The organism is bacterium (genome assembly GCA_035419245.1).
GTDB lineage: Bacteria > Zhuqueibacterota > Zhuqueibacteria > Residuimicrobiales > Residuimicrobiaceae > JAKPUX01.
Genome location: DAOLSP010000006.1, coordinates 106,542 through 132,788, shown reverse-complemented (window position 1 = coordinate 132,788; position 26,247 = coordinate 106,542). Strand labels below are relative to the sequence as shown.

The window sequence follows — 26,247 nt, the reverse complement described above, 5'->3', positions numbered from 1 at the left end:
ATGCGGCTGGTACCGGCCTGGGCGGGAATGAGAAGCTGGTGCCGGCCCGGGTGGAAAAGCTACTTTTGTATTGTATTTGCCCGCCAATTTCTGTATATTTCCTTGATTTAACCGACAGTTAATTATGGCCTTTTTCAACGATATCACCTTCGGTCAATATTTTCCCGCAGCCTCCTTTCTCCATCGGCTCGATCCCCGCAGCAAACTCGCCGCGGCTTTTTGCCTGACGGGCGGTCTGCTGTTAACCTATAATTTGTATGTTCTGGCAGGGATGGCGGTTCTCTCTCTCCTCGTAGCGCGAAGCGGCGGGATCCCGCTTCCGTTGCTGATGAAGAACCTCCGCCCTTTCCTCTGGCTTTTTGCCCTGACCTGGATCATCCACATCTTCTGGAGCGACGGCCGGGTGCTGTGGGTTGTGCCCCTGACCAGCCTTGTCGTGACCCGGGAGGGGCTGGCCCTCGGCGGGATTTATGTGACACGCCTGGCGCTGCTGATTCTCTATGCCGCCTTGCTCACCCTCTGCACCTCGCCGCTGGAACTGACGGATGCCCTGGAGCGCATGACGCGGCCGCTGAAACGTTGGGGAGTGCCAACCCACGAGTTGAGTCTGATGTTGACGCTCTCGCTGCGCTTCATACCGACGCTGCTCGAGGAGGCCCAGCGCATTCGTAACGCCCAGCTCTCGCGGGGTGCACGGTTCAACGGATCCCTGCGGCATCGCATCCGAAGTTTACTGCCGCTGCTGGTGCCGCTGTTCGTCTCCGCCTTCCACCGGGCGGATGAACTCGCGTCGGCTATGGATGCCCGCTGCTATACCGGAGGCGAAGGACGGACCGTCTATACCCGCCTCCATTTTGCCTGGACCGACTATCTGGTGATGACCGGATCCCTGCTCTTCTTCACTCTCTGTATCTGGCTTTGAGACGGCGTGCGTAATATCAGGCTGACATTGGAGTACGACGGCAGCGCGTTTTGCGGCTGGCAGGTCCAGCCCGGGCAGCGTTCGGTGCAGGGAGAACTGGAGATGGCCCTCGGCCGTCTCACCCAGAGTGAAACCGCGGTCATCGCCGCCGGGCGCACCGACAGCGGTGTCCATGCCTTGGGCCAGGTGATCAATTTCCATACGCCGAGCGTGTTGCCGGTCGAAACCTTCATCCGCGGCGCCAACGCCCTGCTTCCCCCCGATGTGCGGGTGATCGCCGGTGAGGAGGCCACGGAGGAATTTAATGCCCGGCATGACGCCATCAGCCGCGCTTACCGTTACCGCCTCACGACCCGGCCGCGCGCTGTCGGGCGTCAATATGCCTGGTTCCTTCCGCTGCGGCTGGATCTCGTCGCGATGCAGCAAGCCGCGTCGGCTTTGCGGGGTGTGCATGATTTTGTTTCTTTCTGTCGGAGCGGTTCGGAACTGGAGCACCATCGGTGCCAGGTTTATAGTGCCGAGTGGCACAGCGAAGAAGACGAGTTCATTTTCGAGATCCGCGCCAACCGCTTCGTTCACAACATGGTGCGGATCATCGTCGGCACCTGCGTCGAGATCGGCCGCGGAGGCCTGGCGCCTGCAGTGATGACCGAGATCCTCGCCGCCCGGGACCGTTGCGCTGCGGGACGCACCGCCCCGGCGCACGGGCTCTTCCTGTTGCAGATTCTCTATCCATCGGATATCCACCCCTTGCCAAAGGAGCGAGCATGAAATTTTTCATCGATACCGCCAGTCTCGAAGAGATCAAAAAGGCGATGGCCCTTGGCGTCGCGGACGGGGTCACCACCAATCCCACCCTGGTCGCCCGCGAACCGGGCAAGCCGGAGGAGATCTATCGCGCTATTTGTGGTTTGATCGAAGGGCCGGTCTGTGCCGAAGTGATCAGCCTCGACAGCGAGGGGATCATCCGCGAGGGCCGGGAACTGGCCAGGATCGCCCCCAATATCGTCGTCAAGATCCCGGTAACCCGGGAAGGCCTGATCGCCGTCAAGGTGCTGGAGGGAGAGGGGATCCGCACTCTCGTGACCCTGATCTTCAGCCCGTTGCAGGCCCTGCTCGCTGCCAAAGCGGGGGCCTCATTCGTCTGCCCCTTTGTCGGCCGCCTCGATGATACCGGTCAGGTGGGCATGGAACTGGTTGAGCAGATTCTCTCCATTTACGCCAATTATGAATTTCCGACCGAAATCATCGTCGCCAGCATCCGCAATCCGCTGCACGTCCTTGATGCTGCCATGATGGGCGCCCATATCGCCACGATACCGCTCAAGGTCATTGAACAACTGGTCAAACATCCGCTAACCGACGTGGGCATTCAGCTCTTTCTCAAGGATTGGGAGAGCGTGAAGAAGCGCCAAGCCTGATACCAAAAAAGACCGATGCAAATCAAACTCATGACAGGTCGTACAGTCCCGACGATCCCCTTGTCGGCGGCGCGCTGGTGGTGTTGGACCCTTGCACTCCTGATCAGTGGATGGCTCGGGTGCAGCGCTCTCTTCGTTCCGGCCGTCTTGGCCCAGTCCAGACTTTGGAGCGCCTCAGAGCACCGCGCTCCAGCCAGCGAGAGGGGAGAGGCTGCGGTCCAGGATCAGATCGCCAATTCACGGCACAATGCCATCACCCGCGCGGTGGCCGAGGTCAGCCCGGCCGTGGTGGGCATCAATGTGGTGCAGGTGCGGCGCTATTATCCCAGCTCGCCCTTCGATGACGACCCTTTTTTTCGGCAGTTCTTTAGAAATAATCCGGTGGAAAAGCGGGTGAAGAGCCTGGGCTCCGGCTTTATCATCTCGCGCGAGGGGTATATCCTCACCAACCAGCATGTCGTGGCGGACGCGACTGAAATCATCGTCACCCGCACCGGCGGCAAGCAGTATGTCGCCACCAAGGTGGGGGAGGATTATATTTCGGATGTTGCCATCCTCAAGATCGAGGGCGCCGACTTTCCCAGCGTGCAACTGGGGGATTCGGACGATGTCGTTATCGGCGAGTGGGCGATCGCTCTCGGTGACCCCTTCGGCCTCTTTGATATAGGCTCCAAGGCCACCGTTACGGTGGGGGTGATCAGCGCCACCGATCGCGATTTCGGCCGGCGCGAGGACGATCGCATCATGGAGGATATGATCCAGACCGACGCCGCAATCAATGCCGGTAACAGCGGTGGGCCCCTCGTGAACTGTCATGGTGAAGTGATCGGCATCAATACCTGGATCCTCTCCGGGACCGGTACCAATACCGGCGTCGGCTTTGCATTGCCTATCAACCGCGTCAAGCGCATCCTCGACGACCTGATCAATTATGGCAAGGTCGAGCGGCGTTGGTATACCGGGCTGCGCTATGAGGCGATGTCACTGGCCACCGCGCGGTATCTCGGCCTGGCGAGCCGGCACGGGGTGATCATCTCTGAAGTCGAGCCCGGCAGTCCGGCCGCCCGCGGCGGATTGCAAATTGGCGATGTCATCATGGGCATCAACGGCAAAGAAGTCGAAGCCTTCGAGGATGTCAAGGCGATTATCGATGGGCTGGATCTGAAAAGGGGGGATACCCTGGTTTTCCGCATTTATCGTGGACAGCGGTATCTCAATCTGGGCATTCAACTGGAGTACCGCAACAACGCGACAAGAGGGCGCAGCCGATGATCAAGCGTTATTCGCGGCCGGAGATGGCCGCCATCTGGACGGACGAACACAAATACGCGACCTGGCTGCGCGTCGAGATCGCGGTATGTGAGGCCCAGGCCGATCTGGCGCTCATCCCTGCTGCGGCTGTGGCCGCTATCAAGGAGAAAGCCGGCTTTTCCGTGGAACGCATCGAGGCGATCGAAGCCGAGGTGAAGCACGATGTCATCGCCTTTTTGACGGCGGTGGGCGAGAAAACCGGCGATGAAGCGCGTTACATCCACCTCGGCATGACCTCCTCGGATCTGCTCGATACCGCCCTTGCGTTGAATATCCAGGAGGCGGGGGAGATTCTGCTTTCAGACATGGAGCGGCTGCGCGAGATCCTGCGCCGTCAGGCTCTCCAGCACAAGGAGACGATCTGCGTCGGCCGCAGCCACGGGATTCACGCTGAGCCCACCTCCTTTGGCCTCAAGTTCGCTCTCTGGTATGATGAGATGGGCCGCAATCTGGAGCGTATGCGCACGGCGCTGGCGGACGCAGCGGTGGGCATGGTCTCGGGCGCAGTCGGCACCTTCGCTTACATCGATCCGCGCATCGAAGCAGCGGCCTGCGCCCGTCTTGGATTGCGGCCGGCGCCGGTCACCACCCAGATCATTCAGCGCGATATTCATGCCCAGGTCCAGACGGCCATCGCTCTCTGCGGCGCCGGCCTCGAGAAGATCGCGGTTGAAATCCGGCATCTGCAACGCACCGAGGTCCTCGAGGCGGAGGAGCCCTTCAGCGCCGGGCAAAAAGGCTCCTCGGCGATGCCGCACAAGCGCAATCCCATCGGCAGCGAGAATATCGCCGGGCTGGCACGCCTGCTGCGCACCAATGCCCTGGCTGCCCTTGAAAACATCGCCCTCTGGCATGAGCGGGATATCAGCCACTCCTCAGTGGAGCGGATCATCTTTCCGGACAGTTTCATCCTGCTCGATTACATGCTGCACCGGCTGAGCCGGATCCTTGAGGGCCTGGTGGTCTATCCCGACCAGATGGCTACCAACCTGCGCCGGACCCGGGGATTAATCTTTTCCCAGCCGGTGTTATTGGCATTGACCGGCAAGGGGATGAGTCGCGAAACGGCCTATAAAATTGTTCAGGAGAACGCCATGCGGTGCTGGCGTTCCGGTGAAGAGTTCAAAGAGATCCTGCTCGCTGATCAACGCGTCCTGGCGCTGCTTTCCCCCGCCGAGATCAGCGCCTGCTTTGACGAACGCATCGGACTGAAACACGTGGATGCCATTTATCGCAAGGCCGGGATTATCCAATAAGTATTTTATCGCTCCGGATAGTCGACAATGAGAGGAGAGGAGCTTGAAAAAGAAAAAGGTCTATGAAGGCAAGACCAAAAAGGTCTATGAAGGCGAGCATGAAACCGAACTCATTCTCGAATTCAAGGACGATGCCATTGCCCTGACCGGCTCGAAGGCGGTGCATACCCGCGGCAAGGGCAGCCTGAACAATCAGATGTCGACCTATATGTTCCGGCTGCTGGACAGCTACCACATCGCCACGCACTTCATCCGTGAACTCTCTGACAAGGAGATGCTGGTGAAAAAGCTGGCAATGATCCCGGTTGTGGTCATGGTGCATGATGTCGCCGCCGGCAAGCTGGTCAAGAGCTATGGCCTGCCACAAGGCAAGGAGCTGGAATGCCCGATCATCGAGTACTACCTCAAGGATGATGAGCGCGACGACCCGATGATCAACGAAGATCACATCGTCTCTTTCGGGCATGCGACCTCGTTGGAGATCAAGGAGATGCATCGCCTGGCTTCCAAAATCAACGCGGTGCTGAAGGCCTTTCTGCGCCGCCGCGATCTGCTGCTGGTGGATATCCGCCTCGAATTCGGACGCCATCAAAACCGGTTGCTGGTCGCCGATGAGATCAGCCTCAACACCATTCGCTGTATCGATCTGCGTCATCCCGAAATGGACATACTCGATGGCGACAACCCCAAGGTGCTGGAACACCTTGCCGAAGTGAAATCCCGCTTCTTCACCGCCTGATCGCACCCAATCGAGAATTCTCTCGACAGGCGTTAGCCGATGGTGGCCGCCCTGCGCGGCCCTGAACCCCAACCAATAGGGAGCATGATCGCTTTGGGGAAAACGATCGAAGAAAACCATGAATACCAGTAAAAAAAGGACGCGGAAGCAGCGCTCTTACATCAACGTTCCCAACCTTTTCACAGCCTTGAATATCTTTTGCGGTTTTGTCTCGGTGATCCAGACCATTGAAGGCAACTATGTGACCGCCGCCTGGCTGATCTTTTTCTCCGCAGTCTTTGATGCCCTCGACGGGCGCATCGCCCGCGCCACCGGCCAGAGCAACGAATTCGGTCTGCAGATGGATTCTCTCGGCGATGTCCTCTCGGCCGGCCTCGCCCCTGCGGTACTGGTCTACATGATGCAGCTTAAAACCCTGCATCCTCCAGTGGGCTTGATCGTCGCCTTCTTTCCCGTCCTCTTTGCGGCCTTCCGCCTGGCCCGCTTCAACGTCTTTACCATGGCTGAGGGCAAGAAAGCCGATTACCTTGGCCTGCCGGCCCCGATGGCGGGGGTCACCCTGGCCAGCTGTGTCATTCTCGCCGACAGCGCCGAGTGGACCATGCTTCTCCGCGGTCTGGTGGTGATCGTCCCGGTTATCAGCCTGCTGATGGCCAGCACCATCCGCTATGAGGGATTCCCGCGTTTCTCGATTCGGGAAAAAGGCTCCAACCGCTTGAAACTGCTTTTCTTCATCACGGTGTTCATACTCTTTCTGATCTACCCATCCTATGTCCTCTTCCCCTTCATGGTCCTCTACATCCTCATTGGAATCGTGAACGCGGTCCGCTCCCTGCTCCGCGGCGGAGACAATGGCGAGATCGCGATCATCCCTGAAGCGGACGAACTTTCATCTGACCGTTGAGGGGAGGGAGGAAGCCATGCTTTCCAAGGACAGATACCGCATCAAACGGAAGCTTTCGTTCGGAACCCTGCTGCTGGCGGTGGTTCTCGGCGCTTTGATCGGTTCGGCAATCGGCCAGGCCATCGGCGTCCTCCTGCCGCAAGGAGTGGTGCACGATTTTCTGTTGCGCTCGGCCGGTTTTGGCATCACGCCATTCCAGCTCAATCTCGCCATTATCTCCTTCACCCTGGGTTTCACCTTCAATCTGAACATCATCGGCGTGATCGGCATCATCCTTGCGGCTTACATCTTCCGCTGGTATACGTGAACAATTTCTCTTGCTTCTGAACAGCCAGCGCCCTATATTTTTCTATTATATCTTTGGAGGAGACAATGCTGCCCGGTGTAGGTTTGGATGAGATGTTTGTCATCCTTCTGGTCGCGTTGATACTGTTCGGTTCCAAACAACTTCCGGAGCTGGCGCGTGGACTTGGTAAAGGCCTGCGCGAGCTGAAAAAAGCCACAGATGATGTGAAACGGGAACTGGACCTCACCGATCATCTACCCAAATGACCGATATCAGAACCAAATGGAGGTTTATATGGGCATTGGCCCAACAGAATGGCTGATTATTATTTTCCTGGTTGTGCTGCTCTTCGGCTCCAAAAAGATCCCTGAGTTGGCCAAGGGACTGGGACAGGGCATCAAGGAGTTCAAGAAAGCCGCCAACGACATCAATGATTCCACGTCCCATACCAGCAGCCAGGACGAATTGCCCCCAGCGGACAAAAAACAGGGATAGAAGCTGCGCACTTCCTCTCGTCCTGTAAGGATCAATCGATTGCATACCGGTCTTGCTGATTTCCAATCCCTCAAGCCGCTTCTCGCCGGCGGGACGCTCAGTTGCACCCGCCTGGTAGAGACCTATTTGCAGCAAATCGATAAAGGCGCTCATCTGAACGCCTTTGTCACTCTGTTTTCAGAGCATTTGCTTGAAAAGGCCGCGGCCATCGATCGCAAACGCAGCCAGGGCAAGGCTGGCCGGCTGGCCGGCATGGTTCTCGGCATCAAGGACAACCTGGCCTGGACGGAGGGGACGACCACCTGCGGATCGAGATTTCTCAGCGGCTATGTTTCCCCTTACGCCGCAACGGTGCTGCAGCGGCTCGCGGCGGCGGATGCACTCTTCATCGGCAAGACCAACATGGATGAATTCGCCATGGGTTCATCCAGCGAGCACTCCGCTTTCGGACCAGTGCATCATCCTTTGGACCTGGATCGCGTCCCTGGCGGTTCCTCCGGCGGTTCCGCGGCGGCGGTCGCTGCCGGACTCTGCACCGCCGCCCTGGGCAGTGATACCGGAGGTTCGATTCGCCAGCCCGCATCGTTCTGCGGCATTGCGGGGCTGCGGCCGACCTGGGGCCGGGTTTCCCGCTATGGCCTTGTCGCCTTTGCCTCTTCTCTGGATCAGATCGGTCCGCTCGCACACTCGGTCGCCGATTGTGCGGAGGTATTACAGGTCATCGCCGGTCAGGATCCCGCCGATGCAACCTGCGCCGCCGTTCCGGTCCCTGATTATATGGCTGCCTTGCAGCGGGACCTCAAGGGCTTGCGCATCGGTCTGCCAAGCGAGTATTTCCAGGGGGGGCTGGAAGCCGCGGTGCGCGATGCGGTAGAAGAGTGCGGCCGCATCCTGAGCGCAGCCGGCGCCGAGCTGATGCCGGTCTCCCTGCCGCATACCGAGTATGCGATCGCCGCTTATTACATCATTGCCGATGCCGAAGCCTCCGCCAATTTAGCCCGGTTCGACGGGGCCCGCTTCGGACACCGTTCTGCCGGTGCTACGACTCTGGAGGAGATGTACTTTCGGTCGCGCAGCGAGGGATTCGGCGAAGAGGTCAAGCGGCGCATCATGCTCGGCACTTTTGTGCTGTCGAGCGGCTATTACGAGGCCTATTATGGCAAGGCGCAGAGGGTGCGAACCCTGTTGCAGCGGGACTTTGCCGAGGCTTTCTCGAAGTGCGATCTGCTGCTGACCCCGGTCTGCCCGACGACCGCATTCCGTCTCGGCGAAAAAGCCGCTGATCCGCTCTCCATGTACCTCTCCGATGTCTACACGGTCTCGGTGAACATGGCGGGTTTACCGGCACTGGCGCTGGCCTGCGGACGGGATGCAGCAGGGCTGCCGATCGGCGCCCAGCTGATCGGGCCGGCCTTCTCGGAGCCGTTACTGCTGGCCGCCGGCCATTATCTTGAAAGTCGGATGGTTGCGGCGTCAGGGGGGGAAAGCCGCTCATGAGTGCCCGTTTTGAGCCGGTCATTGGGCTCGAAGTGCATATTCAGCTGCAGACCCGCAGCAAGATCTTTTGCGGCTGCAGCACCCGGTTCGGGGCGGAGGCCAACAGCCAGGTCTGTCCGGTCTGCATGGGCCTGCCCGGCGCCCTGCCGGTGTTAAACCGGAAGGTCCTTGAATCCGCCTGCCGTCTGGCCCTGGCCACCGGCTGCCGGGTCAATCGGGTTTCGCTTTTCGCCCGCAAGAACTATTTCTATCCGGATCTGCCCAAGGGATACCAGATCTCCCAATTTGATCAGCCCTTCGCTGAGGCCGGAGAGATGCCGATCAACCTTCCGGACGGGCGAGAGCGGGCGATCCGCATCCGCCGCATTCATCTTGAGGATGACGCCGGCAAGTCGATCCATGCCGAGACCTTCGTCCGCGCCGGCGAGACGCTGCTCGATCTCAACCGCTGTGGCGTGCCCCTGATTGAGCTGGTCACCGAACCCGATTTCCACGCCCCGGCTGAGGCGGCTGATTTTCTGCAAAAGATGCGCCAGCTGGTGCGCTACCTGGAGATCAGCAGCGGGAATATGGAGGAGGGCAGTCTGCGCTGCGATGCCAATATCTCGCTTCGTCCCGCCGGCAGCACGGGGCTCGGGGTCAAGACCGAACTCAAGAACATGAATTCCTTCCGCCATGTTGAACGCGCCCTGGCTTTCGAAATCGAACGCCAGAACAGGCTGCTGGCAGAAGGCGGTCGGATTGAACCGCAGACCCTGCTCTGGGATCCCCTTCGCGGCGCTGTCGAGCCGATGCGCAGCAAGGAGGAGGCCCACGATTACCGCTATTTCCCGGAGCCCGATCTGATGCCGGTGCGGCTTTCCGCAGCATGGATCGAAGAGCAGCAGCGGCTGCTGCCTGAATTGCCGGCGGCGCGCAAAAGCCGCTACGAACGCGTTTACGGATTGCCAGCCTACGACGCTGCGGTTCTGACCAGCGACCTGGCCGTGGCGGACTATTTCGAGCGGCTCGCGAGCCGGGTGGAGGATAAAAAAGCGGCGAGCAACTGGGTCATGGGCGAGGTCTTGCGGGCTGCCCGGGTGCGGAACTGCCCGGTCAATGAACTGGCCGTTATCCCGGAGCATCTGGCTGAACTGCTGCAGGCGCTCGGCCAGGGCCGGATTCCTCCCCAGACCGCCCGGCGGATCTTTGAGGAGTGCCTGGAGAACGGCCTCCCGCCGGCGGCTGCCATCGCGCGCGAGGAGCAGGCCCAAGTAACTGACGGCGAAGCACTCCGCGCGCTCGTACGGGAGATTCTTGATGCCCATCCGGAGGAGACGGCTGCCTGGCTGAACGGCAAGGATAAGCTGATCTCTTTTTTCGCCGGGATCATCATGCAATCCCTGCAGGGCCGCGCCGATCCCCGCCGTGTAATGGCTCTGCTGAACGAGGAACGGGCGGCACGCAGGACCATCGAGAAATAAAATGGATTCAAACCTGATTGTATAGAGGAGAATGAGCATATTTTATGGCAACAACGGCGGATTTCAAGACGGGTTATGTGATCGAACTGGAAGGGGACCTCTGCTCGGTGGTGGAGTTCCAGCATTTCAAAATGGGCCGCGGCGGCGCTTATGTGCGCACCAAATTGCGCAGCCTGCGTAGCGGCAGGGTACTCGAGAAGACCTTTCGCGCCGGCGACAAGGTGGAGGAAGCGGAACTGGAACGACGACCCATGCAGTACCTGTACCGTGATGAGGATGCCCTGATGCTGATGGATAGCGAGACCTATGAGCAGTTGAGCGTGCCGGTGGAGATGATCGGCGCCAACGTCGGCTTTTTAAAGGAGAGCGAGCGCGTTACGGTCCTGCTGCATCGGGAAAATCCGATCGGCGTCGAGATGCCCAATTTTGTCGAGCTGACCGTCGCCTCGACCGAGCCGGGCGTGCGGGGGGATACGGTTTCCGGGGCTACCAAAAAGGCGGTGATGGAAACCGGCGGCGTGGTGCTGGTTCCTCTTTTCATTGAAGAGGGGGAGAAGCTGAAAATTGACACGCGCACGGGTATTTACGTCGAACGCGTGAGATAAGGGAGCCTACATGCATGCCAAAGAGATCAGAGAGCTGGTCCGGATCGTCGAAGAAAGCCAGATCGGCGAGTTGGAGATCACCTATTGGTGGGGACGCAAGATCCGCATCAGTAAGGCGGTCTCTGCGGGCAGCAGCCGTGGCGGCGGCGTGGAGATTGTGACTTCCACCAGACCCGCTGCCGTAACACCCCAGCCGCACCATTCGCCGGCGGCCGTTGCAGAGGATCTCCCACAATCCTCGGGTAATTATCTCGAGGTCAAGGCCCCGATGGTGGGAACCTTCTATCGGGCCTCCGCACCGGATGCGGAGCCCTATGTGCGCGAGGGGGAGACGATCGCGCCCGGCAAAGTGCTCTGTATCATCGAAGCGATGAAGCTGATGAATGAGATCGAAGCGGAAATCAGCGGAAAGGTAGTCAAGATCCTGGTGCAGAATGGCCAGCCCGTCGAATACAACCAGACCTTGTTCCTCGTCGAACCGGCCTCCTGACCGGGCCGGAGTGAATCTGCGAACCCTTGACAGAGAAACGATTGTTTAAAAAGATCCTCATAGCCAATCGCGGCGAAATTGCGCTGCGCATCATCCGCGCCTGCAAGGAACTGGGCATTGCGACGGTGGCGGTGTACAGCGAAGCCGACACCAACAGTCTACACATCCGTTTTGCAGATGAAGCGGTTTGCATCGGTCCGCCCCCCAGCCATAAGAGCTACCTCAACATTCCCCATATCATCAGCGCGGCCGAGATCACCAATGCCGAGGCGATTCATCCCGGCTATGGATTTCTGGCCGAGAACGCCCAATTTGCCGATATTTGCACCTCCTGCGGCATGGTCTACATCGGCCCGACGCCAGAAGTGATCTCGCTGATGGGTGATAAGGCACGGGCCAAGGATACCATGCAAGCGGCGGGCGTGCCGGTCATCCCCGGATCGGATGGCGTCGTCCACAGCATCAAAGAGGCCGGAGAGATCGCTGCCCGTATCGGTTATCCGGTCATCATCAAGGCGGTCGCTGGCGGTGGCGGACGGGGCATGCGGGTGGTCCAGTATGCCCACGAACTGGCCAATGCCTACAGCACCGCTCAAGCCGAAGCCAAGGCTGCTTTCAATAACGACGAACTCTATCTGGAAAAGTACTTCGAATCCCCACGCCACATCGAGGTGCAGATTCTCGGCGATAATTATGGCAATTGCGTAGCGCTCGGCGAGCGCGAATGCTCGGTCCAGCGCAAGCATCAGAAGCTGATCGAGGAGAGTCCCTCACCTGCTGTCTCACCACGTCTGCGCCGCGAGATGAGTGCGGCGGCCGTCAAGGGCGCGAAACGGGTGCGTTATAACAGCGCGGGGACCATCGAGTTTCTTCTCGATCCCAAGGGCCATTTCTACTTTATGGAGATGAACACCCGCATCCAGGTGGAACATCCGGTTACCGAGATGGTGTTCGGACTGGACCTGATCAAGGAACAGATCCGGCTTGCCGCGGGTGCCCGGCTGCGCGCCGACCTGCGCTTCTGGAAGATGCGGGGTCACGCCATGGAATGCCGCATCAACGCCGAGGATCCCGCCCACGGGTTCCGCCCTTCGCCGGGGCAGATCACCACCCTGCATTTGCCGGGGGGGCTGGGAGTACGCGTCGATACCCATGCCTACGCGCGGTATGTCATACCGCCCAACTACGATTCCCTGATTGCGAAACTGATCGTCCACGCCCCCACGCGGGAGGAAGCGATCATCCGCATGCAACGAGCGCTCGATGAGTTCATTGTGGAAGGCATTTCGACCACCATCCCTCTGCATAAGCAGATACTCGCCGAAAAGAATTTTCGTTCCGGCAATATCAACACGAAATACATCGAACAGTTCATCCTGACCAACAATGGAGGTGCATCATGACAGCCCCGGAAAATCTGCTATACACCAAAGAACATGAGTGGGTTCGTGTTGAAGGCGACATCGCGGTGGTTGGCATTACAGAATACGCACAGGGCGAACTCGGGGATGTTGTATTTGTCGAGTTGCCGCAGGTCGGCGCCGTCCTGACCCAGAACGACCCCTTCGGCACTATCGAAGCCGTCAAAGCGGTCTCGGATCTCTTTGCGCCGCTCTCTGGGACGGTTACGGAGACCAATACCCAGCTGACCGATGCCCCGGAGACCGTGAACAAGGATCCCTACGGCTCGGGCTGGATGGTCAAGGTCCGGATCGCCAATCCCGGCGAGATGGCTGCCCTGATGAAGGCTGACGCCTACAAAGCGATGATCGGCTGAGTTGCTGATCCCGGCGGTTGTACTCTGCAGTGGCTGAAAGTTGGCCGGTTGTTCCAAAAATGAGACACATCGGCTGCTGCAGCCCATTCTACCTTACCGGGACATGATTTGCAACTATAAGTAAAGCAATGGTTTGTTGCAGACCTTGCCTCATTGCAGCCGCCGCTTCACTTTGGTATGATTATTGTAACTCATGCCGTAAATGTAAAAAAATGCTTGCAAATTTCTTTTTTCATTGTTACTTTTTAATACAGAAAAAGAGTTTGATCGTACAGGAGAAAGCCTATATCCATTCGTTAGAGTTTTTTAACCAGTCTGTTTAAAACACGCTGCAACTGGTGTTGCTTTAACGAATACGTATAGGCTTCTTGCACTATTTCCGAATGCCCATGGGCGAGAAGCTGTAACTATTCAGCCCGACATTCGGATTTTTTTTTGACAAGCAGCAAATTGGATTGTGTGTTCACCGGGAGGAAGTCATGAAAAACCTGTTTAGATGCCTCATTGCGGTCGTCATCCTCGGCTCCTTCGCTTCGGCCCTTGCCGTAAGTGAATCCGCCGTGCTCTTTCTCCAGATCTCACCCGGTGCCCGCGCCGCGGGCATGGGCGAAGCCTTCGTCGGTCTGGCTGATGACGCCACTGCCGTCTATTACAATCCGGCCGGCCTGGGATTCCAGCGGGGCCGGGAGCTCACCCTGATGCATACCAACTGGCTGCCGCAGCTTGGCACCGACCTTTTTTACGAGTTCGGCGCCTACCGCATGCATTTCGAGAACATCGGCACCGTGGGCATCAACGTCACCTACCTCAATCTGGGCACCCAGTCGCGCACGGATGAATCGGGCCCCGATCCCATCGGCGAATTTTCCAGTAACGAATATGCCATCTCGCTGACCTATGGCACCCAATTGAGCGAAAAGTGGGCCGTCGGCCTGGGCGCACGCTTCATCCAGTCCAACCTCTCGCCATTCGGCGCCGGATCGGAACAAGGCGATGGCCGCGCCAGCGCCTTCGGCTTCGACCTCGCAACCCTCTACAAGGTTTCCAACGCTTTCAGTGTCGGAGCCAACCTCTCCAATATGGGCCCCAAAATCACCTATATCGACGCCTCTCAAGCTGACCCCCTGCCCACCAACCTCCGGGTCGGCTTCGCCGCGCATGCCATCAACAATAAATACAACAAGCTGACCTTCGTCGCTGATCTGAACAAGACGATGGTCAAACGCTATGCCGATGGCACCTCCGATCCCTTCTACAAGGCGATTTTTACCTCGCCCTGGGTGGAAAAGAAGCGGACCGGCGCATCCAATGACACCAGCAACGTAAAATATGACAACGTGTTCAAGGGGATCGTCAGCGGTGGCGCCGAATATTGGTATAACGACCTCTTCGCCTTGCGCGCCGGGTATTACTGGGACCAGGACGGCAAGGTCGACTATTTCAGCCTCGGCGCCGGCATTGCCTACAATCTCTACCGTTTCGATTTCAGCTATGTCTCCGCCGATGAGGGCCATCCCCTCGCCAACACCATGCGCTTCTCCTTGAGCATCGGCTTTTAATTGACCATTTGACCGTTCTGAAAAAGGGCAAAAGCTTGCGAAAGCTTTTGCCCTTCGCATATTGTCCCCCGCGCAGTACCTAGGTTATTCATTTTCCGGGTCGGATCATGCCACGACGCTTTCTCCTCTCTTTCAGCGCCCTCTGCTCTTTCGGGGCCTTCCTGGCTGCTCTGGCAGCCCCGTTGCATGCGATCGGCGTGCCGGGCGCGCGTATCCTCGCCGCTCCATTGGCCGCACCGCGTCTGGCGCAGGGCGCGGTGCGCATTCTCGCTCTGCGGGTCGAGTTTGTCGCCGATGCGGTCGCCACGACGACCGGAACCGGCCGCTTCGACTATAGTACCACGGCCACCCATCCACTGGACCGACCGCCGCATAACCGCACCTATTTTCAGCATCAGCTGCTCGGCCTGGCCAACTATTTTGCACGGGTTTCGGGCGGCCGCGTCCAGATCTCGTCCGATGTCTTTCCCGAAGCGGAGAATGAGGCCTATCAGCTGCAGCATGACATGGTCTGGTACAGCGGCACAGAAGACGAGAAACTGCAGCAGCAGCGCTGGGCGGAACTGCTGCGCGATGCACTGCAGCTGGCTGCGGCCGGGGGCGGGATCGATTTCAGCCGTTATGACGCGCTGATGGTTTTTCATGCCGGTGCCGGCCAGGATTTCGCCTTCGACATCGACTACACCCCCTATGATATCCAGTCGGTCTATATGGATGCCGCGGCCCTTGCCGGCGGCCTGGGCCTGGATCCCGCGACCTTCAAGGGAATCGCCTGCCCGGGCGGCGTCTATTTCCACGATGGTATCATCCTGCCCGAAACCCAGAATCAGGAATCCTATGACCTCGGGCTGCTCGGCACCATGACCCTGCTGTTCGGCAGCCAGCTTGGCATGCCCAGCCTTTTCGACACCCGGAGCGGCCGCGCCGGCATCGGCTCATGGGGGCTGATGGACCAGGGCTCCTACAATTTTCAGGGTTATATCCCCGCCGAGCCCAGCGCCTGGGAAAAAATCTGGATGGGCTGGGAGACCCCGGTTGTTGTCCAGAGCGGCAGGGGGGTGCGTATCGGCACCTCACACACCGTCTCCGCCCCGCACATTATCAAGGTGCCGGTGACTTCCAGCGAATACTATCTGATCGAAAACCGCCAGCGCGACCCCAACAAGGACCACCGGACCATCGGTCGTGATGAGAGCGGCAAGAAAGCCGAATTCGACTCGACCGGCCGCGTAGTTGCCGCGTCCGGCATTGGCGTACTGACCCGCGTTGACGAGTACGATTTCGGTCTCCCTGGGAACGGGCTGCTCATCTGGCATATCGATGAAAAAGTGATTCAAGCCAACCTGGCCTCCAACACCGTCAACGGCCAAATCGATCACCGCGGTGTCGATCTAGTCGAATGCGACGGCGCCCAGGATATCGGTTATGTCTACAGCATGCTCGATGCCGGCTACGGCACCGAAAACGGCGACTGGTGGGACCCCTGGTGGTCGGGCAATGAATCGCATCTCTATGTGAACCATGCAGATGCCGTAGTCTTTTCGGACTCTTCCATTCCCAGCAGCAATGGCTACAACGATGCAGTCACCCGGATCCGCTTTGACCATTTTTCAGGGCTCGATACGGTTATGACGCTCGATATCTCCTCTGGCGCCATCAAGTCCGGCTTCCCGCGTCTCGAGGCACTCAACAGCGCGCTCGATCCCGCCACGCTGTCCGGGCGTCCCGGCAAGGATGCCACGACTGGACTGATCACCGCGGCCACCCGGGAGGGACAGCTCTATCTCTGGCGCAGCGACGGCGGCGTCTTCTTAAGTGGCGGCGGGTATGTGGCCGCCTGGCCCCTCGCCGCTCCGGCCGGCGCCCCACTTTTTGCTGACCTCGACCAGAACGGGACCGATGAACTTTATTACCCCGCCGTTACAGGCGAACTCTATGCCTATAATCTCGCCGAAAAGGCCTCCGCACCGGGACTCCTCGATCTGCGCGGCATCGTCCCGCTTAGCGATTCCGGGATCATGCGCCTGGCCGTGCTCGGCGGCGATCATCCCGCCTTGCTGCTTGGCGACAGCCGCGGGCGAATCTCGCTGCTTCGCTACGACGGCACCAACGGTCCGCTGAAAAGCGTGGCGAGCTTTGAGGGTAATGGATCCGCCGTCTCCGGACTGGCCGTTGCGCCTGATGGTCTGGTAGTGGCTGCGTGCAATGACGGTCTGATCACGGCCTTGCGCCTCGAACCCTTGACTCTGCTCTGGCAGCGGCAGAGCGGCCTTGGACCGAGTCAGCCTCTGATTGCGGATTTCGATGGCGTGGCCGGCTACGAGATCGCCGCGTTGGACAGCAACGGCGTGCTCGCATCAATCGCCATCGACGGGACCTTGCTCGGCCGCTACCAGGCGCCGGTCCGGCTCAGCGGCGCCGGCCGCCCGGCCCTCGGCGACATCGACCTCGACGGCCTGCCGGAAATCCTTTGCGCCACCCGTGAGGGCGCGGCGGCCTTTGAGTTCAACGGCGCTCTGGTGCTGAATTTCCCGGTCGCATCGCCATCGGGCGGTGGTATTCCCGCGAGTCCGCTGTTCATCAAGGCGAAGCAGGGAAACGAAGCCTGGCTCCTCTTCGCGGGCGGCGACGGCCTGATCCACGCCTGCAATCGGCGCGGCAAGACACCGGCGGGATTTCCGCTGGGCGCCGGGACGGCCGCCGGCGCGGCGCTGCTCCTCGAAGACCTCGACGGAGACGGCACTCTGGATCTGGCGGCGGCCGGCACCGACGGCAGTCTCAACCTCTTTGACCCCGGGCTCCAAGCCAGCGACAATTCTGTCTGGGGCGAGGCCGGCGGCGCGCAGCGCACCTTCTGCCTGCCGGGAAGTTCCGTGGCGCCCACCCCTGTTTCCGATCTGCTGCCGGCCCGGAAGGTCTTTTGCTACCCCAACCCCGCTGCGGAAGGCCAGGCCACCATCCGATTCACCCTGAGCCGCCCGGCCGATGCAGTCCGCGTGCGGATCTTCGATCTCGCCGGCAACTTTGTGGAAGAACTCAAACGCACCGGTCTGGGCCCCGGCGATCACGAGATCGTCTGGAACGTGGCACGAGTGCAGAGCGGCGTCTATCTCGCCAGGGTGATAGCCGAGACCGGCAGTACAAGCCGTTTCGAAATAATCAAAATAGCGGTGACCAATTGAGCGGGAGAGTCTGGATTTGACCTGTCAGGGGAAGTCTGTATGAAACACAGAGCCGCAGGAATGGTGATCCTGATTCTTGGTGTGAACTGCTGCCGGGCTCTTGCCGTCTCGGAAGCGACGGCCTGCCTCTTTTTGACCATTTCGCCTTCTCCGCAAGCCATTGCTATGGGTTCGAGCTATGGTGCGGCAGCCACAACATCGCCGATGGCTGCGATCATGAATCCGGCCGCCCTAGGACTTTTCGGCCGGCATCATTTTTTCGGCCAGGAGTACTATCCGGAGGAAATCGCCTGGCTTCCGCAACTCGGCGGGGACATGACCTATGATGCGCAGGCGACCGCGATAGGCATCAACCTGAGGCAATTCAGCCGGATCCCGATCTCGATCGGTGTCGCCCGTACCAAGGTTGCGCTGGATCTGGGGATCCTCTACCGGACCAGCGAATCGAGCCCGGAACCCATAGAGTCCTCTTTCGGTTTCGAAAACAGCGAAGGCACAAGCCTGGCTTTGGCGGTGGATTATTTCCTCCGGGTGAGCCTGGGTTTCACCTGGAAAAGAGTGAATTCTCATCTCGCCCCTCTCAGCGCAGCGGCCGAAGCGCAACTGGATGCCAAAGACTGGGGCCTGATGCTGCAAGCGCCGTTGGTTGAAATGGGGCGGAAAACCGGAGTGCTCAAGCCCGGACTCACGCCAGTTTTTGATTTCTGGCTCGATCCCGGCTTTTATTACAGCAAGACCAATATCGGCGATAAAGTCGTCTATATCGATGCCGCCCAGGCTGATCCTCTGCCCCGCACCCTCAGCATGGGCCTCAATCTCCAGGCAGGAGTGCGCTATCGCGGTCTGATCCTCGCCGGGTTCAGCTGGAGCCGGGAAATGGATGACCTGCTGCTTGAACGCGATCGGGATGGCTCATTCCGCTATCTCGACGCACCGCCGGATCTTCGCTTCTGGGATAACGTGGTACGGGGCAAGGCCAATTCCGGCACTGTCCGGAAATGCGGCCACGAGATCAATCTCGCCGATTTCTATTTTCTGCGTTCTGGCACCTATGAGGATATCGCAGGCAGGGCCAGCGCGGGGACTTCAGGGTATGGTATCAGTTTTCTCCAACCGCTGCGTATCGCCGCCGTGATATTCAAGCGGGACAATACGAGATGGGGGCGCATCTTGAGCCGAATTTCCTTTGAAAAACACCATGCGGAATATGAAAAGGACGCACAGTATCCCTTCACCGGCCAGACCTTTAACAGCTATCTCTTGAAGCTGAGTGGCTTCCCGATACTTGACTAGAGCACAATGGCACATGACCCCAGGGTACTTTCAAAAATGAGACGCACTAGAAACCGAGATCTCCTCATAACCTGTCTGCTGCTGATATTGCTTCCTGCATCCCTGCTCTTCGGCCAGGAGGAGCCCATCAACCATCCCGAACTGGATTGGTATACGATCCGGACCGAGCACTTTGAGGTTCATTTCCATGAAGGCGCCGAGCGCACGGCCCGCACGGTCGCTAAAGTGGCCGAGGAGATTTATGGACCGATCACCACGCTCTATCGATACCGCCCGAACGGATTGATCCATTTCATTGTCAAGGATTACGACGACAACTCTAACGGCGCCGCCTTTTACTACGACAACAAGGTCGAGATTTGGTCGCCACAAATGACCTTCATCCTGCGCGGCACCCACGACTGGCTGCGCAACGTCGTCACCCACGAATTCAGTCACATGATCTCGCTCGGGGCGGCGCGCAAGATGCCCCGCAAGATCCCCGCCCTCTATCTGCAGATGTTCAGCTACGAACCGGAAAAGCGCGAGGATGTCCTTTATGGCTATCCCAATATCATCGCCTCCTATCCCATCGCCATGACCGCCGTGCCGATGTGGATAGCCGAAGGCATGGCCCAGATGCAGATCCCCGGTCTCCAGTACGATCTCTGGGACAGCCATCGGGACATGCTCATCCGCACCGCCATCACTGCCGGCAAGGCGCTGACCTATGACGAGATGGGCGTTTTTGGCAAGACCAGCTTGGGTAACGAACGAACCTATAATTCCGGCTATGCCTTGATCCGGTACATCGTCCGGCAACACGGCCGCGAGGCGTTGCGAAAGCTGAGCGAAGGCCTCTCGAGCCCGCTCTCTTTCACCGCGAATGGCGCCCTAAAGGAGGTGACCGGCCTGGATGGCGAGAGCCTGTATCAGCAGTGGCAGGCGCAGATGCAGCGTTATTACGCCCAGCGCCTGGCGGTCATCGACTCCCATCGCGTCGCGATCGAGATTCTCACTCCCAAGGGATTGGGCAACACCGGTGCTGCCTGGTCACCGGACGGCAAACAGCTCGCTTTCTGCGGCAGCGAAGCCAACGATTACCTCAGCCTCACCCATCTCTGCCTCTATGATGCCATCACAGGCAAAAAAAAGGTACTCAAGCGCGGTGTTAACAGTCAGCTCGCCTGGAGCCCGGACGGCCGGTCGCTCTATTACTGCCGCATCGAGCGCGGCCGGTACGGTTCCCATCTCAGCGACCTCTTTCGGTACGATCTCAACAGCGGCAAGGAAAAACGGCTCACCCGGCGGATGCGCGCTTTTGCCCCCGATCTGGCGCCGGATGGCCGGAGCATCGTTTGCGCCGTGCAGAAGGACGGCACCGATAATCTGGTGCTCCTGGATGCCGAGGGAGCATTGATCCGCCCGTTGACCACCTTCAGCGAGGGCGAGGCGGTCAATTCACCCCGCTTCTCGCCGGATGGCCGGTCGATCGTCTACTCCCAGGCGAACCGCCACGGGCGGGAGTTGGTTCTGCTCGATGTCGCGACCGGTGAACGCCATGCCCTGGTGGCCGAGGGTGGCGATGCCCGCGATCCCGTTTATGCTCCCGACGGCCAGCGGATCTACTTTGCCTGGGACAAGAGCGGCATTTTCAATATCTACAGCATTCGGCCCGACGGCGGTGATTTGCAGCTGTGGACCAATACAGCAGGCGGGGCTTTTATGCCCACCGTTGCAAGCACAGGGGACCTGGCCTGGTCGGAATTTCAGCACGACGGCTACAAGATCGCCCGGTTGCGCAGCGCGAAGCCCGTACCTGCAACGTGGGCCCGCTATCCCCAAGCGGACAACGCGGACGAACTGGGATTGACCGAGTCGGAAACCCCCGCCGACCTGATGGCCCTGCGCGATTACGACGATACCCGCCTGCCCGAATACAAGGCCGAGCCCTACGAGATGACCTACGGCCAGATCTCCCTGCTCCCGCGGGCGATGATCGACTACAAGACCCTTAAACTCGGCAGCTATTTCGCGGCCAGCGACATCCTCGACCGTTACTCCATTTTCGGCGGCGCGACCCTCAACAAGCAGATGGATCTCGATGCCTTTGCAATCGCAGAAATGCGCCGTTTTAAACCCACCCTCTTCGTCGAGCTCTACGCCTTCTCGCGACACATCAAGCGCGATATCGAGGTCATTGAGGATTATCCTATCAAGGCCGGGGTGGATATCCGCTTCAATATCCTCGAAGCCGATCTTGGCGGCCGGATCAATCTCGCGGAGGGGCAAACCCTGCGCGCTGCTTTTGCCCACAGCCGCTACACCAGCAAGATCGGCAATTTCTTCTTCAAGGGAATCGACTGGGTCTCGCCGGCGAACACCTATTTCATCGGCAACCAGTTCTCCGCCACCTGGAATCTCTCCGCAGTAGCCCCCGGAGTGACCTCCGGCATCAACCCACGGTTGGGCCGCAAGGCTGAGGTGCGCTATGGATACGAGCGCAACCGCTTTTTCGAGGATTTCGCTACCGACAACAGCTACGGCACGCTTCAGGAGGTTTATGCCCATTACAACTACCACAAGCTGGAAGTGAACTGGCACGAGTATCTGCCGGCGCCCTGGGCACACCGGCATGGCCTCTCCGCCAACCTCCAGGCGGGCTGGATCGATCGTCCAGTCGACAGCTTTTTTAATTTTTTTGCCGGCGGCCTCCCCGGATTGCGCGGCTACCCCTATTACAGCATCGAGGGACGCAAGATGCTTATCGGCCGCTTCACCTACCGACTTCCCGTGCTGACCGGCTTCCAGAAGCAGTTCCTGCACTTGACCGGGGATAATCTCGTCCTGGGCGCCTTTTTCGACTATGGCAACGCGTTTGATGCGGACCGTGTGGATCTCAACCGCTTCAAACGCGCCATCGGCGGCTCCTTGCGCGCAGGTGCTTTCTCCTTTTATGGTTTCCCGACCGCCCTCTCCTTCGAGGCCGCCTATGGGCTGGACCGCGTCGAGAACGGCGGACAGCAGTACGGCCGCGAATGGCGGTACTACCTGATGGCCTTGTTTGACTTTATGGATTGATCGGAAGGGAGTTGCAGATGAAGAAGGTCTTTCTGGCCGCCCTCCTGGCGCTGGCGGCCGTCGCACAAGCAGGAGATTGGCAGGATTTCATCCTCGATAGCCCGCGTACCCGGCTGGCCCTGGCCGATACCGCCATGCTGCAAGACTCGACGGCCGAGTCCGCGGACGCCTATGTCGCCCTCAAAAAACCCGGCAAAGCCCTCCTGTTCTCCGCTATCGTTCCGGGCGCCGGCCAGGTTTACGACGGCTCCTACCTCAAAGCCCTCGGCTTCCTCGCCGTCGAAGCGGCGAGCTGGTATCTCTACAGTGGGTATCAGGGCAAGGGTCAGGATATCGAGGACGAATATGAAAAGTATGCCGATTCCAACTGGAGCGAAGAAAAATACTGGCAAGCCATTGCCTCGATGTCCGGCAAACCAGTCGGCGATATCGAAGCGCTGCGCGAGTGGGAACACCTCAATTTCAGCCATGGTCTGCATTTGACCAAAGACCAGCAGTACTACGAAATGATCGGCAAGTATAACCAGTTCAACTATGGCTGGAATGACATTTATACGACCACCCCGAGTCCAACGGACAAGATGACTTATCTCAAGGATCAGATTCGGTCGCCGCGGCGGCTCTATTACGAAACCCGTCGCGACGCCAGCAACCGGAATTTCAAGCACGCAACGACCTGCCTGACCGTGGTCATCCTCAACCATATGACCAGCGCCCTCGAAGCGGCGTTTAGCGTCAGCCGGCATAACCGGGAAGTCGCCGAGGCCCGTCTCTATTTCGAGCCGCGGCAGATGGACCAGAAGCACTACAGCGCGCTCACTCTTCGCGTAGATTGGTGAGCCCTATGAAGCGAATCGCATTCTGGATCGGTATGGCTTTACTTTTGGCCGCGGCGCCGCAGGGCATCAGCGGCGGATTCGCCATGCAGGAGGAGACGAGCGATCCGCTGGCACTCGCCGCCAAGTCCAGGGGCAAGGCCATGATGCTCTCTTTCCTGCTGCCCGGGCTCGGTGAGCGCTACGCCGATGCAACCACCAAATCCTACATCTTTCTCGGGACCGAGATCAGCTTGTGGCTGGGCTATACTGGCTTTGTGACCTATTCCGGCTGGCGGCGTGATGAATATGAGAGTTTCGCCGCCCGGCATGCCGGAGTGGATCCGAAGGGCAAGAACGATACCTATTACACCAATATCGGCAACTATGCCGATATCGGCCAGTATAACGCCGCCAAGCTGCGCCAGCGTAATCTGGAGGACTATTATCAGGACACGGCGCGCTATTACTGGAAATGGGACACGGCCGCCAACAAGGCCCATTTCGACCAGATACGCATCGCCTCCGAGAAGGCGCGCAACCGCTCCACCTTCGTTCTCGGCGCTATCCTCGCCAACCACCTGGTCAGCGCCATAGATGCGGTCTGGAGCGTCAACCGCCACAATAAAAACCTCGCCAGTCACACACACTTTAACCTGCACTTCGGCGATGGGGTCTTCCAGCCCCGCTGCCTCTTCTCCCTGCAAACCTGCTTTTAAAAGAAAAGGCCGGTGACTGCGATCCCGCAATCACCGGCCGAGCACACCCCATAAGAACTAATCCTGGCTCTTTTTTTCATAGAAGACGCCGCGCAGCTGCCCCCGTATCCTCCAGCGCGCCACAGCCAGCCCGATGAGCGTCAACAGAGCGAGATGGAGGAACTCCCCGCTGACATGCCGCCATCCCGCGCCCATTTGTGTGATCCGGACAAAGGCCTGTAAATAGGGGGTGCAGGGTAACAGCTGACTGAAGCTTCGCACCGCCCAGGGCATGGAATCCAGCGGCCAGCTGTATCCGGAGAGCAGGAACAGGGGGTAGGAGGTGAAGACGAAGAACTGCATGGCGACGATCTTTTTGCCGAAAAAGGAGGAGATAAAGAGGCTGAAATAAATCACAGCGAGTAAAAAGAGCACCGTCAACAGCGCCAATGCCGTGATGCTGCCGCGGAAAGGGATCCTGAAAAGCGCAAAAAGAGAGCCATAGAAAAAGAAGGCATAGGCCAGATAGAGGACGAGATAAAAGAATCCCTTGCCGCTCATCACCGCCCAGGTGCTCTTGCCGGAAATCCGGTAGAGCTCACCCAGTGTGCCAAATTCACGCTCCTTGGCCACACTCTCGGCGAGCCCGATGAGCAGGGTCTGCTGGAGAATCATCACCAGCAGTCCGGGGATAAGAAAATCACCATAGCTGTCGGTCGGGTTAAAAAGCGCCTTGTGCTCGACCTCCAGGGGTTCGATCATTTCGAGTGCCTGCGCCCGGCTGAAACCTGCACTCTCAAAGAAGTGCAACCGGATCCCGCCCGCCAGGGTACCGCTGACCTCGGCGACGGCCTTGCTGATGTCATTGGCGATGAGAAAGCGGCTGGTATTGAGATACACCGGAAGATGCGCGGTGCGGCCTCTTTTAATCTGCACGCTAAAATCCTCCGGGATATAGACGATGCCATGAACCCGCATCTCCATGAGCCCCGCAACCGCTTCGGCATAGGTGGCAGGCTGTTCAGCAATGCGCACCAGCTTGCTGCTGTCGAGGTAGCGGATCAGGTCGCGCGCCACCTGCGAATGGTCCTGATCCACAATGGCAATGGGCACATCCCATTCACTCTTCAGACTGTAGATGGAGCCATAGAAGAAGGCATAAAATAGCGGCGCGAGCAGAATCACCACAAAGATGTTGGTATCACTGTGGATACGGCGGACCTCCCGGCGCACGACCGACCACCAGCCATGGATCTTGGACTGGATCATAGCATGCCTCCTTTTCCGCTTTGCTGCTCCGACTGCAGCACCGGAAGGTGACGGCAATGGTAGTGAAGCAAAGTCCAGCTGACTGCCGCAGGCACGGCGACGAACAGCGCTAGGATCATCACCTCATTGCGCAGGCTGTGCAGTGGCGCGCCCATCTGATAGAGTTTGATGAATCCGGTAAGGAAATGGGTGAAGGGCATGATCTGTGCAAAGGCGCGGTGGATGACTGGCATCCCCCAAAGGGGGAAGGTATAACCACTGAACATGAAGGCCGGCGTGTTGATGAAGACGGCCACTTCAGTCGCCAGCATCTGGTTATGCACCAGGCAGGAAATCATCAGACCGAGAAAGAATGAGGCGGCGATGAAGAGCAGGAAGAGTCCGAGGATGACCACGGCCGGGGCCGCCACGGGAATATGAAAAATCGGGAAGACAATCCCCAACAAGCCAAGCGCCATGGCGCCATATACCAGCAGATGCGGTAAGGATTTGCCGAGCAATACCACCCCGGCATGGCCATCTGCCGCTGCGAAAAGCTCGGCGAGCGTCCCTTCGTGGTACTCTGCGGAGATCACCAGCACCGCCACCAGCATGATGAACATCTGCATGAAGGCCGGCAGCAGTCCTGGAACCAGATAGTTGGCATAGTTGTAGGAGGGGTTGAAAAGAGCCTGGGTATCCACACTGACCGGATTGGCGAGGGCCATGGCCTGGCCGGCACCCAGTCCGCGCCCTTCCAGTTTTTTGACAAGAATCGCAGCGGAGGCCATACGGCCGATCGTCGCCGCCTCCTTGTAGATCATGTTGCCCGAGAGCAGGTTGATATGGTTGCGGTAGACGACCATCCGGGCCGGCACCCCCTGCTTGATATCCCGCTCCATCCCTTCCGGCAGGTAAAAAGCCCCCTGGATCCGGCCGGCACGCATCGCCTCCTCGATATCGGCGGGGGAATGCACTTCGGAGGTGATCCGAAAAAGCCGATCGGCAGCGACCGCGCGCACCAGGCTCCGTGAGAGTTCCGACTGGTCGGCGTCCAACACCGCCACGGGTAGAGCCTTGACCACCTCATTGCGGTAGATGGCGGCGACAAAGACAAAGAGGATGACCGGCAGGATGATCATCAATAGGTAGAGATTTTTGCGGTTGGCGATCCGGCGCCATTCCCGTACCATGATCCGTCGCACCGCATTGAGATAGTCTGTCAT

At 59.0% G+C, this 26,247-nt stretch carries 24 protein-coding genes; 22 read left to right on the top strand and 2 right to left on the bottom strand.

The annotated features are described in order from the left end of the window. Window positions 1–124: 124 nt before the first annotated feature. From PLH32_10150 to PLH32_10045, 22 genes are all read left to right on the top strand, one after another. Complete coding sequence (locus tag PLH32_10150) at window positions 125–922, top strand: energy-coupling factor transporter transmembrane component T (protein HQJ64960.1); 798 nt, start codon at window positions 125–127, stop codon at window positions 920–922. A gap of 6 nt (window positions 923–928) precedes the next feature. Continuing rightward, window positions 929–1,693: a tRNA pseudouridine(38-40) synthase TruA gene (truA, locus tag PLH32_10145; protein ID HQJ64959.1), complete on the top strand. Its 765-nt coding sequence runs from the start codon at window positions 929–931 to the stop codon at window positions 1,691–1,693. Beyond that, on the top strand, window positions 1,690–2,343 hold the full coding sequence (gene fsa / locus PLH32_10140; protein ID HQJ64958.1) for a fructose-6-phosphate aldolase: 654 nt from the start codon (window positions 1,690–1,692) through the stop codon (window positions 2,341–2,343). Before truA ends, fsa begins: the two co-directional genes overlap by 4 nt. A gap of 30 nt (window positions 2,344–2,373) precedes the next feature. Then, a complete protein-coding gene (locus PLH32_10135; GenBank protein ID HQJ64957.1) occupies window positions 2,374–3,615 on the top strand; it encodes a trypsin-like peptidase domain-containing protein in 1,242 nt (413 codons plus the stop codon). Continuing rightward, window positions 3,612–4,910, top strand: coding sequence for an adenylosuccinate lyase (purB, locus tag PLH32_10130; GenBank protein ID HQJ64956.1), 1,299 nt, complete (start codon window positions 3,612–3,614; stop codon window positions 4,908–4,910). Before PLH32_10135 ends, purB begins: the two co-directional genes overlap by 4 nt. Before the next feature lie 43 nt (window positions 4,911–4,953). After that, a complete protein-coding gene (locus PLH32_10125) occupies window positions 4,954–5,649 on the top strand; it encodes a phosphoribosylaminoimidazolesuccinocarboxamide synthase (GenBank protein HQJ64955.1) in 696 nt (231 codons plus the stop codon). Window positions 5,650–5,767: 118 nt separating this feature from the next. Next, window positions 5,768–6,553, top strand: a complete 786-nt coding sequence (gene pssA, locus PLH32_10120) for a CDP-diacylglycerol--serine O-phosphatidyltransferase (protein HQJ64954.1) — start codon at window positions 5,768–5,770, stop codon at window positions 6,551–6,553. 16 nt (window positions 6,554–6,569) lie between these two features. Next, on the top strand, window positions 6,570–6,860 hold the full coding sequence (locus tag PLH32_10115) for a DUF4321 domain-containing protein (GenBank protein ID HQJ64953.1): 291 nt from the start codon (window positions 6,570–6,572) through the stop codon (window positions 6,858–6,860). A gap of 65 nt (window positions 6,861–6,925) precedes the next feature. After that, window positions 6,926–7,105, top strand: coding sequence for a twin-arginine translocase TatA/TatE family subunit (tatA, locus tag PLH32_10110; GenBank protein ID HQJ64952.1), 180 nt, complete (start codon window positions 6,926–6,928; stop codon window positions 7,103–7,105). A 28-nt stretch (window positions 7,106–7,133) separates the two neighbouring features. Continuing rightward, a complete protein-coding gene (locus PLH32_10105) occupies window positions 7,134–7,334 on the top strand; it encodes a twin-arginine translocase TatA/TatE family subunit (protein HQJ64951.1) in 201 nt (66 codons plus the stop codon). Window positions 7,335–7,373: 39 nt separating this feature from the next. Then, window positions 7,374–8,831 (top strand): Asp-tRNA(Asn)/Glu-tRNA(Gln) amidotransferase subunit GatA, encoded by a 1,458-nt coding sequence (gatA, locus tag PLH32_10100; protein ID HQJ64950.1) that lies wholly within the window; start codon window positions 7,374–7,376, stop codon window positions 8,829–8,831. Beyond that, on the top strand, window positions 8,828–10,294 hold the full coding sequence (gene gatB, locus PLH32_10095) for an Asp-tRNA(Asn)/Glu-tRNA(Gln) amidotransferase subunit GatB (GenBank protein ID HQJ64949.1): 1,467 nt from the start codon (window positions 8,828–8,830) through the stop codon (window positions 10,292–10,294). The genes gatA and gatB overlap by 4 nt, the downstream gene beginning before the upstream one ends. A gap of 44 nt (window positions 10,295–10,338) precedes the next feature. Further along, on the top strand, window positions 10,339–10,899 hold the full coding sequence (efp, locus tag PLH32_10090; protein ID HQJ64948.1) for an elongation factor P: 561 nt from the start codon (window positions 10,339–10,341) through the stop codon (window positions 10,897–10,899). Window positions 10,900–10,909: 10 nt separating this feature from the next. After that, window positions 10,910–11,389, top strand: a complete 480-nt coding sequence (gene accB, locus PLH32_10085; GenBank protein ID HQJ64947.1) for an acetyl-CoA carboxylase biotin carboxyl carrier protein — start codon at window positions 10,910–10,912, stop codon at window positions 11,387–11,389. A gap of 41 nt (window positions 11,390–11,430) precedes the next feature. Beyond that, on the top strand, window positions 11,431–12,792 hold the full coding sequence (gene accC / locus PLH32_10080; protein HQJ64946.1) for an acetyl-CoA carboxylase biotin carboxylase subunit: 1,362 nt from the start codon (window positions 11,431–11,433) through the stop codon (window positions 12,790–12,792). After that, a complete protein-coding gene (gcvH, locus tag PLH32_10075; GenBank protein HQJ64945.1) occupies window positions 12,789–13,166 on the top strand; it encodes a glycine cleavage system protein GcvH in 378 nt (125 codons plus the stop codon). Before accC ends, gcvH begins: the two co-directional genes overlap by 4 nt. Window positions 13,167–13,645: 479 nt before the next feature. Next, window positions 13,646–14,725, top strand: a complete 1,080-nt coding sequence (locus PLH32_10070) for a PorV/PorQ family protein (GenBank protein ID HQJ64944.1) — start codon at window positions 13,646–13,648, stop codon at window positions 14,723–14,725. Between the two features lie 107 nt (window positions 14,726–14,832). Continuing rightward, complete coding sequence (locus PLH32_10065) at window positions 14,833–17,907, top strand: T9SS type A sorting domain-containing protein (GenBank protein HQJ64943.1); 3,075 nt, start codon at window positions 14,833–14,835, stop codon at window positions 17,905–17,907. A 39-nt stretch (window positions 17,908–17,946) separates the two neighbouring features. Then, the gene (locus PLH32_10060; protein HQJ64942.1) at window positions 17,947–19,200 is read left to right on the top strand and encodes a hypothetical protein; all 1,254 of its coding nucleotides are present in this window, start codon (window positions 17,947–17,949) and stop codon (window positions 19,198–19,200) included. A gap of 36 nt (window positions 19,201–19,236) precedes the next feature. Then, the gene (locus tag PLH32_10055; GenBank protein HQJ64941.1) at window positions 19,237–22,260 is read left to right on the top strand and encodes a hypothetical protein; all 3,024 of its coding nucleotides are present in this window, start codon (window positions 19,237–19,239) and stop codon (window positions 22,258–22,260) included. 17 nt (window positions 22,261–22,277) lie between these two features. Further along, window positions 22,278–23,099, top strand: coding sequence for a hypothetical protein (locus PLH32_10050; protein ID HQJ64940.1), 822 nt, complete (start codon window positions 22,278–22,280; stop codon window positions 23,097–23,099). 5 nt (window positions 23,100–23,104) lie between these two features. Next, window positions 23,105–23,794 (top strand): hypothetical protein, encoded by a 690-nt coding sequence (locus PLH32_10045; GenBank protein HQJ64939.1) that lies wholly within the window; start codon window positions 23,105–23,107, stop codon window positions 23,792–23,794. Window positions 23,795–23,851: 57 nt separating this feature from the next. Here the strand turns inward: PLH32_10045 and PLH32_10040 are convergent, their stop codons facing one another. Then, a complete protein-coding gene (locus tag PLH32_10040) occupies window positions 23,852–25,042 on the bottom strand; it encodes an ABC transporter permease (protein HQJ64938.1) in 1,191 nt (396 codons plus the stop codon). Continuing rightward, on the bottom strand, window positions 25,039–26,247 hold the full coding sequence (locus tag PLH32_10035) for an ABC transporter permease (protein ID HQJ64937.1): 1,209 nt from the start codon (window positions 26,245–26,247) through the stop codon (window positions 25,039–25,041). The genes PLH32_10040 and PLH32_10035 overlap by 4 nt, the downstream gene beginning before the upstream one ends.

Excerpts from the sequence above, each read along its gene's own strand:
- PLH32_10150 (HQJ64960.1), top strand. The coding sequence starts at position 125 with ATGGCCTTTTTCAACGATATCACCTTCGGTCAATATTTTCCCGCAGCC.
- fsa (HQJ64958.1), top strand. The coding sequence starts at position 1,690 with ATGAAATTTTTCATCGATACCGCCAGTCTCGAAGAGATCAAAAAGGCG.
- PLH32_10135 (HQJ64957.1), top strand. The coding sequence starts at position 2,374 with ATGACAGGTCGTACAGTCCCGACGATCCCCTTGTCGGCGGCGCGCTGG.
- purB (HQJ64956.1), top strand. The coding sequence starts at position 3,612 with ATGATCAAGCGTTATTCGCGGCCGGAGATGGCCGCCATCTGGACGGAC.
- pssA (HQJ64954.1), top strand. The coding sequence starts at position 5,768 with ATGAATACCAGTAAAAAAAGGACGCGGAAGCAGCGCTCTTACATCAAC.
- PLH32_10115 (HQJ64953.1), top strand. The coding sequence starts at position 6,570 with ATGCTTTCCAAGGACAGATACCGCATCAAACGGAAGCTTTCGTTCGGA.
- tatA (HQJ64952.1), top strand. The coding sequence starts at position 6,926 with ATGCTGCCCGGTGTAGGTTTGGATGAGATGTTTGTCATCCTTCTGGTC.
- PLH32_10105 (HQJ64951.1), top strand. The coding sequence starts at position 7,134 with ATGGGCATTGGCCCAACAGAATGGCTGATTATTATTTTCCTGGTTGTG.
- gatB (HQJ64949.1), top strand. The coding sequence starts at position 8,828 with ATGAGTGCCCGTTTTGAGCCGGTCATTGGGCTCGAAGTGCATATTCAG.
- efp (HQJ64948.1), top strand. The coding sequence starts at position 10,339 with ATGGCAACAACGGCGGATTTCAAGACGGGTTATGTGATCGAACTGGAA.
- accB (HQJ64947.1), top strand. The coding sequence starts at position 10,910 with ATGCATGCCAAAGAGATCAGAGAGCTGGTCCGGATCGTCGAAGAAAGC.
- gcvH (HQJ64945.1), top strand. The coding sequence starts at position 12,789 with ATGACAGCCCCGGAAAATCTGCTATACACCAAAGAACATGAGTGGGTT.
- PLH32_10070 (HQJ64944.1), top strand. The coding sequence starts at position 13,646 with ATGAAAAACCTGTTTAGATGCCTCATTGCGGTCGTCATCCTCGGCTCC.
- PLH32_10065 (HQJ64943.1), top strand. The coding sequence starts at position 14,833 with ATGCCACGACGCTTTCTCCTCTCTTTCAGCGCCCTCTGCTCTTTCGGG.
- PLH32_10060 (HQJ64942.1), top strand. The coding sequence starts at position 17,947 with ATGAAACACAGAGCCGCAGGAATGGTGATCCTGATTCTTGGTGTGAAC.
- PLH32_10055 (HQJ64941.1), top strand. The coding sequence starts at position 19,237 with ATGAGACGCACTAGAAACCGAGATCTCCTCATAACCTGTCTGCTGCTG.
- PLH32_10050 (HQJ64940.1), top strand. The coding sequence starts at position 22,278 with ATGAAGAAGGTCTTTCTGGCCGCCCTCCTGGCGCTGGCGGCCGTCGCA.
- PLH32_10045 (HQJ64939.1), top strand. The coding sequence starts at position 23,105 with ATGAAGCGAATCGCATTCTGGATCGGTATGGCTTTACTTTTGGCCGCG.
- PLH32_10040 (HQJ64938.1), bottom strand. The coding sequence starts at position 25,042 with ATGATCCAGTCCAAGATCCATGGCTGGTGGTCGGTCGTGCGCCGGGAG.
- PLH32_10035 (HQJ64937.1), bottom strand. The coding sequence starts at position 26,247 with ATGACAGACTATCTCAATGCGGTGCGACGGATCATGGTACGGGAATGG.